We start from the raw sequence: 16,834 nt of genomic DNA on the forward strand, positions 1-16,834 counted from the left end.
ATCCGTTATCGTCACGGAGAATTTGCCATGGCCAACAGACATCACAGTGATAATTCCACCACGCCCGAACGTGTGCCGCTGCGCGCTTTTCAGCGCTCAGTCTGGCTGACATTCGGCGAACAAAGCCTGCCCCTGCGGGAGCAAATCGCTCTCCATGAGGCGCGTTCACTGTCCATTGCCTCACGGATACAACGCGACCGCGCCCGGCAGGAGCGTGACGAATGGATGAAAGCGCTGCATTCATGGGATAAAACCATCGAAGGCGTGCGCGAACGCTTTTATGCCCAGCCCTTTTTTATTCGCCAAACCTTTCAAAACAAAATCGCCGCTTTTCGCGATAAGGAACGCCTCAATGCCTTTTTCATGAATACCGTGAAAAACGCATTGCTGCGTCTGGAGGCCGTCAAACGCCTGCACTGTATCAACCGCGCTCACACCTCGGAGCTATCTGCCTATTACCATGCCGTGTGGCCGCGTCTGGTGGAAAAAGACCGGCGCAGTATTCTCAGTTTGGCTAACGGACTGGCGGCACGTATCAACGAGATGATTTACACCGAGTGTGACCAGCAGCCCGAACTCAAAAGTGACGACTACCTGCATAATATTTACTGTCATCTGGTCATTGAGCTGTTTGCCCTGCGTATCACCGCCCCCATGCCGTACCTGCGTGACTGGCGCAAGTTCAACCGCCCGGATTTTTTCTCAGCGGCTGCGCGGCTCTGTAGCCCGGAATGGTGGGGCCGCAAATTGTGGCGCTTACGTACCCAGTGGCGCGAACAGCAGTTACGCGCTGTCAGCATGGTGCATCGTTTCGCCTCCCCCTATATCAGCAGTGACGCCCTGCAACAGTGGTTACACCAGCGCCGCAAAAATCTGACGTTCCTGCAAACTCATGAGTTGGTCGATGACGAAGGCAACGTTTATTCACTGGAAGCGATGGCTATGGCCAGCATCAGTAACCCGGTCTTGCGCCGTCATGAACTGATGGCGCGGGTCTCCGGAGTGGAGGCCGTGGCTAATGAGCGGAGTGATTGCGGGGTATTTGTAACCATCACCACCCCGTCAAAATATCACGCTAACTATCAGGTCAGTGGGGCCATGAATGACAAATGGAACCACAGTACCGTGGAAGAGGCGCACCGTTACCTGATGGATACGTGGGAGTTGGCGTTTACCGCGTTAAGAAACCAAGGCCTGCGTCCTTACGGTTTCCGGGTTATCGAACCTCATCATGATGGCACGCCACACCTGCACTGTTGCCTGTTTATGCCCAAAGCACTGCGCCCCAAAATACTCAAAATATTGCGTCGCTATTTCATTGCAGAAGACCGCGAAGAGCTGGGTAAAAACCTGACAGCGCGCTTTAAGGTGGAGTACATCAAACCCAGCAAGGGGACGGCCACTTCCTACGCAGCCAAATACATCAGCAAAAATATTGACGGTTACGCACTGGAGGGGGAAATCGACCACGAAACCGGCCGCCCGCTGGCAGAAACCGCCCGCCGCGCCATGGCGTGGGCATCCACTCATCGTATCCGGCAATACCAGTTTGTGGGGACACCACCGGTCACCCCCTATCGTGAACTGCGCAAACTCAGTAACCGGATGGAAGCGCAACTGAAACACGCCCGCCGGTGGAAGCCCGGACAATCTTTGTTAACCGATACCGCGATGGACAGGGTGATGGCCGCAGCCGATGCCGGGTGTTTTGCCAGCTACATCAAGGCACAGGGAGGCGTTCTTATTCCCCGCAAGGATTACACCGTCGCACTGGCCTATGAGCTTGCCGACAAACCCAATGCTTACGGTGAAGTCACCCCCAAAATCTTTGGTATCTGGTCACCCAATAAAGGGGAAGACACCAAAATCTGTACGCGGCAAAAGACCTTCACTATCCGCAAAAAAGAGAAGCCAAAAACCGTCGACCTTATGGAGAAGTTAGGCACCCCATGCGGCACCGCCGCACCTTGGAGTCCTGTCAATAACTCGACAGAGGAGAAAAAACAGCCAGAAAATGACGAAAACTGCACCACACAAAAAACCGGTGAAGAACAGGAAATCACCGACTTCAACACCATTACCCCCAAACAGCGCCGCGCATTGCTCAAGCGATTGCGACAAATTCCGCCGATTTGCACCAAAGCCCCAGTTACCACCGCACCAGACGAATTACTGGCCGCCCAACGTGCGCAGGAAAAACGCCATCAGGCTGCCGAACGCCGTCAGCACAGGCTGCGCCTGCTCAATACCCATCTGGAAGATATCGGGGAAAACCTGCCCCCACTGGCGCGCACCATTCTGGCCGATGGCGGCAGCTATTACACCACCACACGCTGCTATCGCCTGACCGAACGCGGGGAACTGCTTTGCCTGCCCTATCGTCCACGCCCGGATAACCAGCAAAAAGCGGCACTGTTCAATGAACGCGTCTCACGCATCAATCAGATACTGGCACAGCACAACACTGCACCGCTGTCACAGGAAGGTTCACTGGCGGAGAAAATAGCCAGACATAACGCTTTACTGCAAAAACACACCCAGGCACCGCTGGCTATTCAGCCAGCAACCACGAAACCAACACCGGAGGAAAAACAGCAGGCCCGAAACGTGGAGCACTTTGCCCAGAAAATGCGCCACCTGTTTCGGCAACTCAAAGCTAAACAGAACTGCACTGACTCATGCTTGATCTGATACTTTTGTTAAATGAGTAAGAATTACTGAGCTTGCATATCAGTATATTGTTGCTTGGCAGAACACAAAACCAAGAAAAACCCTTTGAGTTATAGACATATAAACGTTAGCTTGGCATTAGTTAAAATGGCAAAAGAAGGCAGAGAAATGTTCGATTTGGAGAAACTGCACCTTCTACTAAATTATTGTATTTCTGAGGGTAAGCAATGAGCCTAGAAGATAAATTGTCTGGATGGACAGGTCCTTCGAGTAGCACCGAACAGGATAAACAGGATAGAACGGAGCGAATGATTCGCGAAGCAATTTATTCACACGCGCCATTCAACAATTGCTCATTAAAAGTTTATGCAAAAGGGTCTTACGCCAATAATACTAATGTGCGTTCAGACAGTGATGTGGATATAGCTGTTGAATGTACAGAGGTTCTGTATTGGGAGAAAACAGAAGAAAGTATTCATACGCCAGGTGAACCATATAAAGGAATTTGGACCCCAGCAAAATTGAGAACCGAGCTTATAACTGCGATGGAAACAAAGTTTTCCGGTCAAGTTGATTCTTCGGGGTCAACAGCGATACAGATTAATTCTAGCTCAGCTCGCGTAGATGCTGATGTTGTTCCATGTTTTAGTTATAAATATTACATGGAAAATGAAACAAGAGACGGAACAAAAATATTCAAAACTGACGGCAATAACATTGTTAACTACCCTGCCCAGCAATTGAAAAACGGAATAGCAAAGAACAATCGAACTAATTATGCCTACAAAAGGGGGGCACGCCTGTTAAAACGTATTGAAAATGTGATGACGAAAGATGAAACATTTCGCGAATTGCCATCCTTTTTTATGGAGTGCTTAGCTTATAACTGCCCAGATATTGTGTTTGCTCATTCAACATGGACAAAATGCCTCCGTGCTATGCTTATCCATATTTGGGAGAACCTTCAAGGTGATGAGCCAACTTCTGAGCGTTGGGTGGAAGTGAATGAATGTTTTTACCTTTTTCACTCAAATCAAAAATGGGCTCGCAAAGATGGCCGCGAGTTTGCTAAAGCAGCGTGGAACTACTTGGAATTCAAGTAATGCGTAATGTGACATTTAAAAATTCGCTATACCTGCTAGTCGCATTTTCTGCAGTCGCTTGGTTTTCTCTCGCCTATGTTAATGAGCTAGACCTGTCCAAGATAAAAGATTTTTTGGGACTTATACCAAAGGTGGTGAGTATTGACCTTTTGATGGTTGCTGTGTTCGCAAAATGGGGATGGAAACTTAAGATATTTAGAGGCTGGCTCGTTCCTTTTCCAAACTTGAGTGGAAGCTGGGTAGGTTTTATATATTCAGATTGGAAAAACCCGCAAACTGGAGAAAAACCACCACCTATACCCGTAATGCTAACTGTGAACCAATCTTTCTTCCACATTAGCTGCATGATGCGAACGAGTGAAATGGAAAGCTCTTCGTATTCTGAGGGTTTTCTTATCGACCCTGAACGACAAATTAAAGACGTAGCATACTCTTATGCAAGCAAGCCTAGGCTAAGTTTAAATGAGAGAAGCATTCCCCATGATGGAACCGTGGTGTTCAAAATCATTGAGAGCCCGAAACTGAAGTTAGTAGGTAGATATTGGACGGAAAGGTTAACAAAAGGGGAAATAGTTCTTCAATATCATTCAAAAGAAATGCTTGAAGAGCTGCCTGAAAATTTGGGTGAACATCCCGTGACGGAAAGTGAAAATCGACGCTAGCAAGATGTTGCTGAAGGATGATTTTCTGCAGGTTACAATGTTTATCGTAAAATAAAAGTTATATATATTAATTTGGAGAAATAAGTTGACTGAGTTAGCTGAAGTAGAAATTAAGTACAGGTTTCCTCTTTTCTCAAAACCTTCCTCTTTAGTTAATTTAAAAAATTGTAATATCAGATATTTGGGCGTTCTGGGACTATGTTATAAAAAAGACGAGCAATGATCGCAAAGGGGAGGATTTTTTAAGGTCACTTCTCGAACAGGCAAAACACCTTTATCATAGTGTGTTAATCACTGGGGAGCAGGTTAGGCGTATACAGGTCGTTTCGGTGACAATACTTAACATCTGACACCGACACACCGAATAACCGGTAACCATATTTTAGAGGTTGACCTGACATCGGTTTGCAGAAAAGCTGTACGGACTATCTTTCTCGCTGATGTCCCTCAGGGACAGGGATAACTCATGTTTAATTTTATCGTTGTAGGCGGCTCGTTTAATTTCTTTCAGATGAAAGAAGGACGGGAGAGTTTTCCTATTTCCCGCCTGTTTGAATCTACAGCAGAGGATATCAGGAATAAGTTGCTGCCGCTGACGTCTGAAACGTTACAGTATATAGCTACCCTGCCGGTTATATTCATGACCGAGCCTGAACAGGACGATGAGCGTACTGCGGACTATTCCGACGTCAGGATTGGTTCAATTACTGATCTTAAGATTACTAAGGAAAAGAACGAAACCGTTCTCGACTTTAAATTTAAAATCAGCAAAGATTTTGCACGTTGTAGACTCGCCAATGAAAAGGAATATTCCAGCATCCTCCAGCTAGGTGGGTTTGGTCTCCATCGCACCCACTGGTCCGTTAAGAAGCTTGAATTGTTAGATGCCCTACGAGTGATGGGTATAAATAATAATGTTCACGGGTTGCCTTCCGGAGACATAAACCCACCTGATAAGCATTACGAACAGGAAAGCATTTCAGACGTCAGTACATACCTCAACAGAGTGCTAGAGCATGAATTCGGGAAGGACGAAGAAGTCTTTTACCGTGGACACTCCGATTACCGGTATGAGCTTACTCCATCGTTATACCGTAAAAATGCACACGGGAACTTTCGCTACCGCCAGCACGAGTCTGAGATGATCACAGAACTGCTAACGGTTCAACCCGCCGAGTTCATGAGTGACCGGTATATGCTCGATAAACTGGTTAGAATGCAGCACTACGGCCTGCCAACCCGATTGCTGGACGTCACCACGAACCCGCTTATTGCACTCTATTTTGCCTGCTCAAATATAAAGTTTGAGAACGGTGCAGAGGTGGAGGGAAACGTCATCATTATGACAACTCGAAAAAGCCAGATAAAGTTCTTTGATTCTGATACGGTCAGTTGCATAGCTAATCTGTCACGTCTACCTGAACACCTGAAAAAAACTCTGAACTTCACCCTTGAGCAAGAGGAGTTCAACGGAACCGGTTCCTGCGCGCAGCTACTACATCTGATTAAGGATGAAAAATCCTACTTCAAGCACGTCATAGAACCAGCGGATCTGCAGCGACTTATCGTGGTCAAGGGAAGAATGACAAATCCTCGAATTAACTCGCAGTCCGGCGCATTTCTGATATTTGGGGAAGATGCTGTTCTTCCTGAAACTGGATACAGCGAACTCAAAGTCAAAAAATTCCGCATTCATAATAAAAAAGCCCTGATGGAGCAGTTGGCTCGTTTTGGAATAAACGAAAGCACTGTTTACCCAGGCATTGAAAAAGCGGCCGGTGAAATCGCCAAGAAATATGATACGCTCAGCAACACTGCACGATAACTTCCGCCCGACACGCATTACCCGCAACATGGTAAGCAGAATATCGTCAGGTCAAATGAATAAAACCCCGCCCCATCGGCGGGCTTGACTATTGCGCCTGTAGTAATTCCAGCGCCAACTGTTTTTCCTCTGGCCGCATACGCTCAATAAAAAATTTCAGCATGCCATTCTGTAGGCCGCTGGGAACCAGTGTGTGTGAGTAAGCCAGATTCATTACCCATGTATGCCCACACTCAAGGCGCGTGCAGCGGTAGTAAACATCAGCATAGTCGTCAGTTTTCCAGGCGGTCTTCTCAATGATGGCTTGCGCACCACAGCAATGACACCGCGCTTTTTGTTTGCGCACTATCCACCTCTTACAAGCTCGCTTCCTGTGAGGGGATTTTATCCAATTTTTTGCCATCTTTGTGCATTACTCTGCTGATTCATCGAATCCCAGTTCAAATACCACACGCCCCAACCGCCCAATATCCGGGTCGCTATTTATCCCCTCCATAATCAACCGGCGCAACGGGATGACCTCATCTTTATAATAGGCTTCGCGGGATTTTAGCGGGTCACCGAGTCCACCGGTATTGGCGGGAATAATACCAGCCAACCCCGGTGGAAAACGGTGGGCTACAAGCTGATCCTGAGCACTGATATTTTTGATATTCAGAAACTCATCTTTCGTGCCACTGTCCCCAATAGGGATAACTTTCACCCCTTCTTTATCCCCGCCGGGAATATTGATAAACATCGATTTGAAATTTCCCGCCCCTTTTGAGCCTTCGATTTTCTTGCGAAATGCCTCTTCAAGGTCTGGGGTCATATCCGGGTCAGTGGTGTAAAGGATGTACCCAAGGTGTGCGCCATTTTTGAAATACTTACGACGAAAGCGGGTGGCATCCACATTCAGCATGGCCGACTCCATGCCGTGAATATAGTCCGGCACCCCATAGACCTGCTGTTGCGGGTCATAAATGGCGACAAAAATGACCTCATCAGGCGTGTAGGTGAGGTCTTCCAGAGCAGACTGCACAATGACGGTACCGCCATCACCGTTACGCCTGAGATACAGCGACGGCAGTGTGTGGAGTCGCACCACCTGCCCCAGCCTGTTTCGCACTTTCAGTAACCCCATATCACCAAATATCAGCAGGTTGGTGACCGCAGCGGCCATCGCCGCATGAGTCATGCCGCCGCCGCCACGAAAACCCTGCACTATCATATTGACGCGCGCCCGCAGCACTGCGCCATGGTACGGAGCAATATTGGCCAGCACCGCAAGGTCAGTTCGCTCAATGGGCGGCATATAATAGCCGTTATACCCATTCCAGAGCGTGCCGTAATAACAACCCCACGCGGCGACGGGCTCAGGATCACCAAACTCAATAAGGGTTGTCCGGCTGGAACTGGTATGCTTATTTTCAGTGAACTGGACAGGATATTTTCTTTTCTTAGTCATCAGCAAAAATCCATGTCGATTTACGTTTGTTTTGGTAGTTCAGCGGCTCATTACTCAACGCGTGGGCGATAGCAAAAAACACATCCGCATGCCCCGTTTCCTCGCTACGCTCTGCGGTGAAAGTGACTTTATTACCGCTGTTGGTGGTTTCCTGACGAATGGCGAGGAAAGAGGCGGGAATATCGGTAGCTTCTTCGTCCCATTCAATGCGGTTGGCGTAAATCACATCCAGCATTTTCATGACCAGACGATTTTTAGACTCCACGCTGTAGTGAATGGCCACCGTTTCACGATGCGCAAAGCCTTGCACCAGCTCAAAGACGCCATAGCCAAGCCCTGTCACATCAATGCCGATATAGGTCATGTTGTAACGCGCCTTGATACTACGGATACGCTCAGCCATAAACTGGAATGACATGCTGCGCCAGTGGTGCTTTTCCAGCACCCGGAAACGTTCAGCCGCCACCAGTGGCGGTGCGACCACCACAAAAGTGGCATTATCATTTGAGCGCGCAGGGTCAAACCCGCCCCACACCTCCCGATTACCAAACGGCATGGGTTCGTCAGGGTGAAAATCCTCCCACGTCCGAATATCCACCCCACAACGCATCAAATCGCCGAACTTAAAGACACTCTCTTTATCATCCACAAATACGCACATAAACAGCATATTGAATGCGCTTTCGTTGTAACGTTCGCGCAGCTCATTGATATCAGCCAGATTGAAACCACCGGCAATGGCATCCTCCAGTGTCACGACATAACGCCACTGGCCATCCGGGCATTCGCGGCCACCGTCCCGCATCTCATCAAACGAGGGGAACACCACATCTTTTCGTTTGGTATCCCCTTTACGCCACTCATCACCTGACCAGAACGGATAGCCCTGATGGGTTTTAGCTGACGGTGTGGAAAAATAGGTAATACGCCAGTGCTTATGCGTGGCCATCCCGGAAGCCACTTCATTAAGGCGACGAAAATTCGGGATCCACAGGTATTCGTCGATATAGAGGTGACCGCTGTTTGATTGTGCGGTGTTGCTGTTTGTGGCCAGAAAATAAAGCTCGGCCAAATTACTTAATTTGATCGGATTGCCCTTGATGGGAATGCCAAATTCCGTCTGGGCTATTTTGACAATATAGGTGCGAAAGACTTCTGCCTGACGCTTGGAGGCCGATAAAAATATCTGTGTGTCGCCACTTAATACCGCATCTTCAAATGCTTCAAATGCGAAATAATACGTGGCCCCGATCTGACGAGATTTAAGCAGATTACGCACACGCCGAAACTTATTGTTCCGCAAGTGTTGTTGGTAGCTGAAGAGTTTTTGGATAAAGGGCTCAAAACTTTCTGCCGCCAGCCCTGAGACATCATTTGCCTTGCGAGGGCGCGCTTTCTGCTCCCCTTTTTCACCTCGAACGGTGTGACCAGAACCAGACGTACCGGCCTCTGTCCGCTCAATCTCCGCCATGCGTTCAGTGTGTTTATTTCTCACCGACATCAGTTTGACGTGGTGCCCAATCAGGCGGTCGAGTTCGTCACGCTCCTCCTGAGTTTTAAGGTCACGCTCCAGCAGCACTTTACAGCGCCGGGCTATCACCTCCTCCACGCCTTCCGTGCTGAGCTGCGTGTACCATTCAAATTTGGTCGCCCAATAATAAATAATGCGCGGACTGTTTAATCCGAGTTTTTTCTGTATCTCTTTGGGGGTATGCCTTTTCAGGTACAGCGATTTTGCAGCGGCAATCACCTCATCTGAATAAGCCATAAATAACCTCTACTGTATGATTCCCCTCTCATTCTCAGCAAAGGTTTGAGTAAAAACGAACGGCAGATTTCGGCTATTTTCGGATATTGCCCGATATCCGAAAGTACCCGAAACCCAACGGATGACGCCGTTTTTATCCCGCCGTTAAATAACGCCAGATGTTTTTATCAGTGGATTAATTCAGATGGCGAAACAGAAAACAGACTGGGTGGTGGTGGCGACTTCGGGGCCCACCATTGATGGTCGGGAAATTGACCCAAAGTGGCTGACAGATGCTGCCGAGGTTTACAACCCGGATGAACGTACCGCCATGCTCTGGCCGTTTCATGCCGATTCCGCGTGGCGCGCCTTCACTAACAACTACGGTCTCATTGATGCCCTGAAAGCAGAGAAAGTGGGTGACAAAGTGCAGCTTAAAGCCCGCCTGATCCCCAATCGTTTTCTGCTGGAAGCCAACAAGGCCGGGCAAAAACTCTTTACCTCCATTGAAGTGAAGGAAAATTACATGGGCACAGGCAAATTCTTTTTGTCTGGCATTGCCGTGACTGATACACCCGCCAGCATTAACACGACTCGCCTGCAATTTTCGCAAGGCGAAGTCCTCCATATGGGCAATACGGAAGAGCTGAATTTCACCCTGCAATCTGACGACGAACAGGCAAAACGCAGATTTTTCTCTCGTTTCTTTTCATCTGCTCCCCACGAACAGGAAAACGACAACAGCATGAACGAAAAACAATTTAACCAGTTGATGGATGCCATCAACCAAACCAGCGAACGTCTGGACAAAATGGAAGAAAAAGTCGCGCAGTTCAGTGAACAGAAAGAACCGGAAAGCGCTGGCGACAACACGCCGGAAAGCAACACCACTGACAATAGCGATAAGGACACTAAAACCTTCACGCTGACGACGGAACAAGGCGAAAAACTGTTTTCCACGATAAACGCCATTGCTGGCAAGGTCGACAAAATGGAAGCGGCGTTCACTGAACTGACTCAGGATGCCACACAACTCCCCGGCAACAACCCGGCGGGCGGCGAAACCTTTAACTTGGTGTAATGAGGGGAGTACACAATGAACATGACACCAGAAGCGCAGAAGCTGGTTAATCAATATATCGGCGCACTACAAAAAGCATTCAGTGACTGCCAGGTATCTCAAGACAGGTATTACTCGCTGACAGAACCCAAAACCACCGCCCTGCGCAAAGCGATGCTGGAAAGCGTGGAACTGCTGGGGTTCCTGAGCTGCCTTGACGTTCCCCACCCGCAGGGGCAGGTCGTTATCGTGGGCGAGTCCACGCTGCGTACTGGTCGCGTCAAAAGCGGACGCTTTACAAAGGGCTCCGGCATCAGTGGTAACGAATTTAAACTGGCAGAAACCGACTCCTGTTGCGTGATCACCTGGGAACAACTTGCCATCTGGGCAAATGCGGGCAGCCCACAGGAATTCTTTAACCTGATGAACTCCGCCGCTGTCACCAACTTTGCGCTGGACATGCTGCGCATCGGCTTCAACGGTAAGAAAGCGGCAGAAAACTCTGACCCGGAAACAAACCCGAACGGCGAAGATGTCAATATCGGCTGGCATGAAATCGCCAGACAGTGGGGCGAACAGGAAGGTAACACCTCCCGCATTCTGACGGACGCCGTCACCTTGGGTGAAGGGGGGGATTATCTGGGACTGGATGCCATGGCCGCCGACCTGATCCGCACCTGCATTCCGGTGCAGTACCACAATGACCCGCGTCTTACCGTACTGGTGGGTGCTGACCTTGTGGCCGCTGAAGAGCTGCGCCTCTACAACAAGGAAGACAGACCCACCGAGAAGGTGGCCGCACAGCTACTAACCAAAAATATCGCGGGTCGCAAAGCCATTATTCCACCGTTCATGCCGGGCAAGCGCATGGTGGTGACGATGCTGCCCAATCTGCAAATTCTGACGCTGAAAGGCTCTCGTCGCCGCAAGGCCGAGGATGTGGGCGACCGCAAACAGTTCGAAAACAGCTACTGGCGCTATGAAGGCTATGCCTTGGGTGATCCGAATCTGTACGCTGCCGTAGATGAGTCTGCGGTCACTATTGCTACCGACAAAACGAAAGCAACACCAAAAAATGCCCCCGCGCAGAAAGCTGCGCCAAAAAATGACGCAGAACAGGAATAAATCATGACGCCCATGCAACGCCAGCAAGCCCGTCAACTCGCCGAGCGACGTGCCGCCCAATTGGCTGAGGCACCGGTGGCGGGGACAACGCAAGAGAGCCAGCACATCAAACTGCTGGCGCTGGGTAACGACCTGAAACAGCTGCATGGCATGGAGCTGATAGCCGACAAACAGGCATTCAAACGAGAAGTGTTACTCCCGCGCTGGATGCCCCACGCACAGGCCTATCTGGATGGCGAGCGCGTGTATCAGAACCCCGTGTTGGTGTACTGCATCATCTGGCTGCTTGATACCGGCCAGTTTGAGCTGGCGTTGCAGTGGGCGGATATCGCGATTGCTCAGGGGCAAAAAACCCCCGATGGCTTTAAAAGCGAACTGCAGTCGTTTGTTGCCCACTTCATTCTGGACTGGGCGGAAACCGAAGCGGAGCGCGGACACAGCACAGAGCCCTACTTCTCACAACTGTTTGAAAAGGTACGGGATACGTGGCGACTTAACGAACGACTGACCGCGCGTTACTACCGTTTTGCGGGCTTACAACTGCTGCGCGGCGAAGATGGCAAGGCGCTGGCCAGCGCGGTGAATGACCCGGATAAGCTGATGCAGGCCGACCAGTTACTGGAGCGGGCCGAATGGCTGCACCCGAAAATTCAGGTCAAAACACAGCGTCAGCGTATTGCGGCACGACTGCGCGCCTTGCAGGCAGAGTAACAGAACACCAACAACCGGGTGGGCGTGGTGGAGGCATACCGGCAATAACGCCGCGATGGCTACAGAAACCAGACAGCCCACCTTTCTCTGGCGGAATAACGATGTTTGACGGAAAAACCCTTCACTACCAGCAGGCCATCATTCAGAACGATGGGTTCTGGCCGGATATTGACGCGGGCGACTTTGAAAAAAATCGCACCATTCCTGCGGTAACGTCACACGATACGGTACTGAATGCGCTGCTGTGTGCTATCGCAGAAATCAATGTCGAGCTGGCATCACGACAGGCCTATTTTCGGGAGCAAGGCTACCTGTCGGCCAATGATATTCCGGGTTATCGCGTATTGCGCCCCACACCACGCAGCGAAAGCGAACACGATATGCCCACACACGGCCATATTGCCGCGCTGTACATCAAAGCCGTTTACGCCCGCGCCAAAGCAGACCTGATACCGGAAGCCGCCAGCGTGGGCAGACGAGATACCCAGCCCCAAATAGAAGCTGCCGAAAGCCGCCGCAGCTTGCTGGCCGAGTCTGCCATGGCAATACGTGCATTAATGATGCGTCCGCGCGCCTCTGTTTGCCTGATTGACTGAGGTGAGCATCGTGACACAACTGTCTCAACTGACTGACTTTATTGAGGCCAATCTGCCACAACGCGCACTGGTACCGTTCACCAGCGATATGGATGATATTTCGCTGCTCCCCTGCATCAAGGTGCTCGGACACGGCCAATTGTGTACGCAGGTCAGAAAATATACCGCCTTTTTAAGGTGGGATGCGTGGCCATACCGGGAGTTAGATCCGGATTTACTTTTCTCACTGGTGGAAAGCTGGCTGGCAGACAGCGCAGGCGAACTACGCGAAAAGCTGGCCCCCGATGCCCCTGCTATTGATGTTGAGGTGGATGACGAAAACGCGGTGGCATGGGTTGAAATCAGCCTCCCGTTGGTTGACCCCATCGTGCTGATAGAGGACGAAAACGGCCCTATCCCTCGTGGCGGCAAACGCTACCGGCTGGGTAAACCCGATATCTGGGTCGCGCAGGCGCACCGTATTCACTTAGGAGTAGCCTCATGAACCACCCCTGTATCCGTGAAGCCCAGCTCCAGCAAGTGCTGCGCGCGGTCAGGGATGCCGAGCTCACCCCGACCAAAGCACAGAAGTTGCTGGTTCGCATAGCAAAATATGGCCTTATTCCGGCAGCAAAACGCCATGTGAAGGCGCAACAAACGCCCGAAGGCGTCAAATGGGCTCCACGTAAAAAAACCGGAAAACAAAAGGGAAAGCGCAAAGCGCAGATGCTCGTCGGCATGCCCAAGCTACTAGCCATTAAAAACGACAAAGCCAACAAAAGCGTCAGGCTTTATTTTAAGTCTGGCAACTATGCCACCCGCACACATGGCGGCCTCGTGGCATGGGCGCAACAACACGGCACGCGCATCACCATGAAAGCCAGCAGCCTGCAACGGCGGTATCGCAGTGACGCCTTGCGTAAAAAGCCCGCCACATCAGGACAGGCAGAGCGCCTGCTCTCACTGGGGTTTCGCGCCCCTATTGGGGCGGTAAGCAAGAAAACCGGACACAGAGGGCGCAGAAAACCTTCCAAAAAATGGATTATCGAACACATGAACATGGCACAGGCCGGGCTGGTGATTGACATCCTGAAAGGCAAGAGCAAGCGCAGCACATGGGAAATCGTGCTCCCTTCCCGCGCTTTTTTGGGGGCCAGTGGTGAGGAGTTCGCCCGCATTCTGGAGACCCAGCTCCGCAACCTGAACTATGGCACTAATACGTAACAAAAACATCAGGAGGTCGCCATGACATGGCCGTCCGTCACTATCAATCAATACAACACGTACAGCAGTACCCCCAAGAGCATTGAAAATACGCTGCTGTTTGTGGGTATGGCACATGCCAGTCACGGCAAGGTGCTCCCCATCAATGCCAACAGCAATCTGGATACCCTGCTGGGCAGTGAAGACAGCGCCCTGAAAAGCAACATTCAAGCCGCCCTGCTGAACGCGGGACAAAACGCATTCTGCTACGCCTGCGTATTACCCAAAACCCCCAAGGGAGCCAAAGACAGCCCTCAGGCTGCCGCCCCCGCATGGGTGGAAGCCATCACTCGCGCACAGGAAACCCTGTCGGTTGAAGGGGTGGTACTGGTCGAACCGGTCAGCTCGCAGGATGACATTCTCGCCGCCCAAGCCCTGCGCCAGACCCTCATTAATCAGCGGCAGCGCTGGGTGTGGTTTCTGCTGGCGGTGGCCGGTAACACCGGCACACAGACATGGGCGGAATACATTCAAACCCTGACCGAACTGCAAAAAGGGATAGTCGCCCCACAGGTGATGCTGGTGCCGGAGGTGTTTGGTTATGACATCGGCGTGCTGGCTGGCCGCCTGTGTAATGCGGCTGTCACCATTGCCGACAGCCCCGCCCGCGTGGCCACCGGTGCGCTCGTCGGGCTAAAAAGCAGCGAAAAGCCACAGGACAGTGCCAAACAACCGATAGATTTGGCCACCCTGCAAGCCCTCGCCACCGTCCGTTACAGCGTCCCGATGTGGTACGCCGACTATGACGGTCTGTACTGGGCTGATGGCGTCACTCTTGAGGTAGATGGCGGTGACTATAACGTCATTGAGCATGTGCGGGTGGCCGACAAGGTGGCGCGCCGCGTGCGCCTGATGGCCATTCCCAAGATTGCCAACCGGACACTCAACAGCACACCGGGCAGCATTGCCGCGCACGAAACACTGTTTGCCGAACCGCTGCGCACCATGGCGAAGTCCACCCAGATTAACGGGGTCACCTTTCCCGGCGAAGTCAAACCGCCGAAAAAGGAGGATATCACCATCACCTGGCAGGACACCAAAACCGTCAGCATCAACATTATCGTGCGTCCGTATGCCTGCCCGAAAACCATCAGGGTGGGCATTCAGTTAGACCACGCACTGGAGGATAACGCATGACATCACGTGTAAACGGCATGGCATTTGATGTGTTTGTCGGTGGACTGGATATCCACGTCAAAAGCATCTCGCTCGACATCAGTGATGAAAGCACCGTCGCCAAAACACGCGGCATTCCCGACGGCAAACTGCGGGGGCCGGTCAGTGGCGAGGGCGAAATCGAGATGACCACCCGCAGCTTCAACCAGTTAAGCGAAATCGCCGCACGGGCAGGCTCATGGCGCAACCTGCCCACCATGGATTTTGTCTTTTATGCCAACACCGGCAGCGAAGAAATCAAGGTGGAAGCTTTTGGTTGTGAGTTGGTGCTCTCCAACCTGTTGAGCATCGATACCGACAGCGCCGACAACACTACCCACAAACTCAAATATTTTGTGGCCAGCCCCGACTTTGTGCGCATTAACGGGGTACGGGTGCTCTCCGAAGATGATGTGCGCGGCCTGATGGGGTGACCGATGCTTCACGACCACGAACGCACCCTTATCACACTGGCGCTGGTCGGGGCAGTCGCTGCCATGAGCAAGGCACTGGCCAGTGCCGAGCCACTGACACTGCGCCTGTTTATCGGGCGCACACTGGCCGGTAGCGTGCTCTCCATATCGGCCGCCGCATTACTGGTGCAGTTTCCCGACCTGTCACCACTGGCCGTGGCCGGTGTCGGGGCCACACTGGGCATTGCAGGTTACCAGTGCGTCGAAATGTGCCTGCGCCGTTTTTTGCAAAAATACAGTAAAGGGCCGTCACGCCATGAATAAACATCAACTTCATCGTCTGTTACGCCTTGCCTACTGGCTATGGCAATGCATCAGCAAAAACAGAAAAAAAGGAGGCTTCTGATGAAACTGTCCACCAAACAACAACAGTTCACCACTATGGTGGCGCGTCTTATCACTTACGCCAGTGAGCAGGGCTACGGCCTCACTTTTGGCGAGGCCTGGCGCACACCGGAGCAGGCCAGACTCAACGCACAAAAAGGCACCGGCATTGCCAACAGCCTGCACTGCCAGCGACTGGCCGTCGATTTTAATCTGTTTATTGACGGGGAATACCAGACCCGCACCGAAGCCTATCGCCCGCTGGGCGAGTTCTGGGAATCCATTGGCGGCGCATGGGGCGGGCGCTTCAAACGCCCGGACGGCAACCACTTCAGTCTGGCGCATAACGGCGTTCGCTAACCCCATATTGTTAACCCATTAACCGGAGACATCATCATGAGCGAGAAAAACACCCAGACCGATACCCTTATCACGCTGCAAATCGGGGAGCATGAGTTGAGCTTTGCCCCCACTACCAAAGACTACAACGACCTGCAAAACGACTTTATGCCGGACAACAAAATCGCGCCGTTAAAAAACTACCTGCGCCGTATTGTCATCAAAGAGCACCGCGAATTACTCAACGAACTGCTGGAAAAACCGGGTATGCCTGCCAACATTGCCACAGCGGTCAACAATGAGTTTGTGCCGGATGTGGAGATCATCGTAAAAAAATAAAAACGCATCTGGGTGC

At 51.3% G+C, this 16,834-nt stretch carries 18 protein-coding genes; 15 read left to right on the forward strand and 3 right to left on the reverse strand.

Annotated features, from left to right (window positions below; all coding sequences use genetic code 11):
* The first annotated feature begins 27 nt into the window (after nt 1-27).
* The 4 genes from DX162_RS21120 (at nt 28) to DX162_RS21135 (ending at nt 6,260) form a co-directional block, all read left to right on the forward strand.
* Nucleotides 28-2,691: a replication endonuclease gene (locus DX162_RS21120; protein ID WP_098080930.1), complete on the forward strand. Its 2,664-nt coding sequence runs from the start codon at nt 28-30 to the stop codon at nt 2,689-2,691.
* A 206-nt stretch (nt 2,692-2,897) separates the two neighbouring features.
* Complete coding sequence (locus DX162_RS21125; protein ID WP_004392818.1) at nt 2,898-3,773, forward strand: nucleotidyltransferase domain-containing protein; 876 nt, start codon at nt 2,898-2,900, stop codon at nt 3,771-3,773.
* The gene (locus DX162_RS21130) at nt 3,773-4,435 is read left to right on the forward strand and encodes a Cap15 family cyclic dinucleotide receptor domain-containing protein (RefSeq protein ID WP_032820995.1); all 663 of its coding nucleotides are present in this window, start codon (nt 3,773-3,775) and stop codon (nt 4,433-4,435) included. Before DX162_RS21125 ends, DX162_RS21130 begins: the two co-directional genes overlap by 1 nt.
* Nucleotides 4,436-4,901: 466 nt before the next feature.
* Nucleotides 4,902-6,260: an FRG domain-containing protein gene (locus DX162_RS21135; protein ID WP_004392825.1), complete on the forward strand. Its 1,359-nt coding sequence runs from the start codon at nt 4,902-4,904 to the stop codon at nt 6,258-6,260.
* A gap of 88 nt (nt 6,261-6,348) precedes the next feature.
* Here the strand turns inward: DX162_RS21135 and DX162_RS21140 are convergent, their stop codons facing one another.
* From DX162_RS21140 to DX162_RS21150, 3 genes are all read right to left on the reverse strand, one after another.
* Nucleotides 6,349-6,606, reverse strand: a complete 258-nt coding sequence (locus tag DX162_RS21140) for an ogr/Delta-like zinc finger family protein (protein WP_004392826.1) — start codon at nt 6,604-6,606, stop codon at nt 6,349-6,351.
* A 66-nt stretch (nt 6,607-6,672) separates the two neighbouring features.
* The gene (locus DX162_RS21145) at nt 6,673-7,707 is read right to left on the reverse strand and encodes a phage portal protein (RefSeq protein ID WP_032820997.1); all 1,035 of its coding nucleotides are present in this window, start codon (nt 7,705-7,707) and stop codon (nt 6,673-6,675) included.
* Nucleotides 7,700-9,475, reverse strand: a complete 1,776-nt coding sequence (locus tag DX162_RS21150) for a terminase large subunit domain-containing protein (RefSeq protein WP_004392828.1) — start codon at nt 9,473-9,475, stop codon at nt 7,700-7,702. The genes DX162_RS21145 and DX162_RS21150 overlap by 8 nt, the downstream gene beginning before the upstream one ends.
* Nucleotides 9,476-9,659: 184 nt before the next feature.
* Between DX162_RS21150 and DX162_RS21155 the strand changes: the two genes are divergently transcribed.
* The 11 genes from DX162_RS21155 (at nt 9,660) to DX162_RS21205 (ending at nt 16,818) form a co-directional block, all read left to right on the forward strand.
* Nucleotides 9,660-10,535: a GPO family capsid scaffolding protein gene (locus DX162_RS21155; RefSeq protein ID WP_004392830.1), complete on the forward strand. Its 876-nt coding sequence runs from the start codon at nt 9,660-9,662 to the stop codon at nt 10,533-10,535.
* A 15-nt stretch (nt 10,536-10,550) separates the two neighbouring features.
* Nucleotides 10,551-11,639 (forward strand): phage major capsid protein, P2 family, encoded by a 1,089-nt coding sequence (locus tag DX162_RS21160; protein ID WP_004392832.1) that lies wholly within the window; start codon nt 10,551-10,553, stop codon nt 11,637-11,639.
* Nucleotides 11,640-11,642: 3 nt separating this feature from the next.
* Nucleotides 11,643-12,350: a phage terminase small subunit gene (gene gpM / locus DX162_RS21165; protein WP_227744185.1), complete on the forward strand. Its 708-nt coding sequence runs from the start codon at nt 11,643-11,645 to the stop codon at nt 12,348-12,350.
* Between the two features lie 101 nt (nt 12,351-12,451).
* Nucleotides 12,452-12,946: a head completion/stabilization protein gene (locus tag DX162_RS21170; protein WP_004392839.1), complete on the forward strand. Its 495-nt coding sequence runs from the start codon at nt 12,452-12,454 to the stop codon at nt 12,944-12,946.
* Between the two features lie 10 nt (nt 12,947-12,956).
* Nucleotides 12,957-13,430: a phage tail protein gene (locus DX162_RS21175; RefSeq protein ID WP_032820999.1), complete on the forward strand. Its 474-nt coding sequence runs from the start codon at nt 12,957-12,959 to the stop codon at nt 13,428-13,430.
* Entirely contained in the window at nt 13,427-14,149 is a 723-nt protein-coding gene (locus DX162_RS21180; RefSeq protein WP_032821000.1) for a phage virion morphogenesis protein, read from the forward strand. Before DX162_RS21175 ends, DX162_RS21180 begins: the two co-directional genes overlap by 4 nt.
* A gap of 21 nt (nt 14,150-14,170) precedes the next feature.
* A complete protein-coding gene (locus DX162_RS21185) occupies nt 14,171-15,325 on the forward strand; it encodes a DUF2586 domain-containing protein (protein ID WP_004392845.1) in 1,155 nt (384 codons plus the stop codon).
* Nucleotides 15,322-15,777, forward strand: a complete 456-nt coding sequence (locus DX162_RS21190; RefSeq protein WP_032821001.1) for a phage protein — start codon at nt 15,322-15,324, stop codon at nt 15,775-15,777. The genes DX162_RS21185 and DX162_RS21190 overlap by 4 nt, the downstream gene beginning before the upstream one ends.
* Nucleotides 15,778-15,780: 3 nt before the next feature.
* Nucleotides 15,781-16,080: a phage holin family protein gene (locus DX162_RS21195; RefSeq protein WP_004392848.1), complete on the forward strand. Its 300-nt coding sequence runs from the start codon at nt 15,781-15,783 to the stop codon at nt 16,078-16,080.
* Nucleotides 16,081-16,161: 81 nt separating this feature from the next.
* Nucleotides 16,162-16,500: a M15 family metallopeptidase gene (locus tag DX162_RS21200; RefSeq protein ID WP_004392851.1), complete on the forward strand. Its 339-nt coding sequence runs from the start codon at nt 16,162-16,164 to the stop codon at nt 16,498-16,500.
* Between the two features lie 36 nt (nt 16,501-16,536).
* Nucleotides 16,537-16,818: a putative phage tail assembly chaperone gene (locus tag DX162_RS21205; RefSeq protein WP_004392853.1), complete on the forward strand. Its 282-nt coding sequence runs from the start codon at nt 16,537-16,539 to the stop codon at nt 16,816-16,818.
* The last annotated feature ends 16 nt before the right edge of the window (nt 16,819-16,834 follow it).

It is taken from the genome of Yersinia kristensenii (genome assembly GCF_900460525.1).
Taxonomy (GTDB): Bacteria; Pseudomonadota; Gammaproteobacteria; order Enterobacterales; family Enterobacteriaceae; genus Yersinia; species Yersinia kristensenii.

What these genes read in the sequence shown, in the direction of transcription:
- DX162_RS21135 (WP_004392825.1), top strand. Translation starts at nt 4,902, where the DNA reads ATGTTTAATTTTATCGTTGTAGGCGGCTCGTTTAATTTCTTTCAGATG.
- DX162_RS21160 (WP_004392832.1), top strand. Translation starts at nt 10,551, where the DNA reads ATGAACATGACACCAGAAGCGCAGAAGCTGGTTAATCAATATATCGGC.
- DX162_RS21185 (WP_004392845.1), top strand. Translation starts at nt 14,171, where the DNA reads ATGACATGGCCGTCCGTCACTATCAATCAATACAACACGTACAGCAGT.
- DX162_RS21200 (WP_004392851.1), top strand. Translation starts at nt 16,162, where the DNA reads ATGAAACTGTCCACCAAACAACAACAGTTCACCACTATGGTGGCGCGT.
- DX162_RS21190 (WP_032821001.1), top strand. Translation starts at nt 15,322, where the DNA reads ATGACATCACGTGTAAACGGCATGGCATTTGATGTGTTTGTCGGTGGA.
- gpM (WP_227744185.1), top strand. Translation starts at nt 11,643, where the DNA reads ATGACGCCCATGCAACGCCAGCAAGCCCGTCAACTCGCCGAGCGACGT.
- DX162_RS21145 (WP_032820997.1), bottom strand. Translation starts at nt 7,707, where the DNA reads ATGACTAAGAAAAGAAAATATCCTGTCCAGTTCACTGAAAATAAGCAT.
- DX162_RS21170 (WP_004392839.1), top strand. Translation starts at nt 12,452, where the DNA reads ATGTTTGACGGAAAAACCCTTCACTACCAGCAGGCCATCATTCAGAAC.
- DX162_RS21205 (WP_004392853.1), top strand. Translation starts at nt 16,537, where the DNA reads ATGAGCGAGAAAAACACCCAGACCGATACCCTTATCACGCTGCAAATC.
- DX162_RS21120 (WP_098080930.1), top strand. Translation starts at nt 28, where the DNA reads ATGGCCAACAGACATCACAGTGATAATTCCACCACGCCCGAACGTGTG.
- DX162_RS21180 (WP_032821000.1), top strand. Translation starts at nt 13,427, where the DNA reads ATGAACCACCCCTGTATCCGTGAAGCCCAGCTCCAGCAAGTGCTGCGC.
- DX162_RS21130 (WP_032820995.1), top strand. Translation starts at nt 3,773, where the DNA reads ATGCGTAATGTGACATTTAAAAATTCGCTATACCTGCTAGTCGCATTT.
- DX162_RS21150 (WP_004392828.1), bottom strand. Translation starts at nt 9,475, where the DNA reads ATGGCTTATTCAGATGAGGTGATTGCCGCTGCAAAATCGCTGTACCTG.
- DX162_RS21155 (WP_004392830.1), top strand. Translation starts at nt 9,660, where the DNA reads ATGGCGAAACAGAAAACAGACTGGGTGGTGGTGGCGACTTCGGGGCCC.
- DX162_RS21195 (WP_004392848.1), top strand. Translation starts at nt 15,781, where the DNA reads ATGCTTCACGACCACGAACGCACCCTTATCACACTGGCGCTGGTCGGG.
- DX162_RS21125 (WP_004392818.1), top strand. Translation starts at nt 2,898, where the DNA reads ATGAGCCTAGAAGATAAATTGTCTGGATGGACAGGTCCTTCGAGTAGC.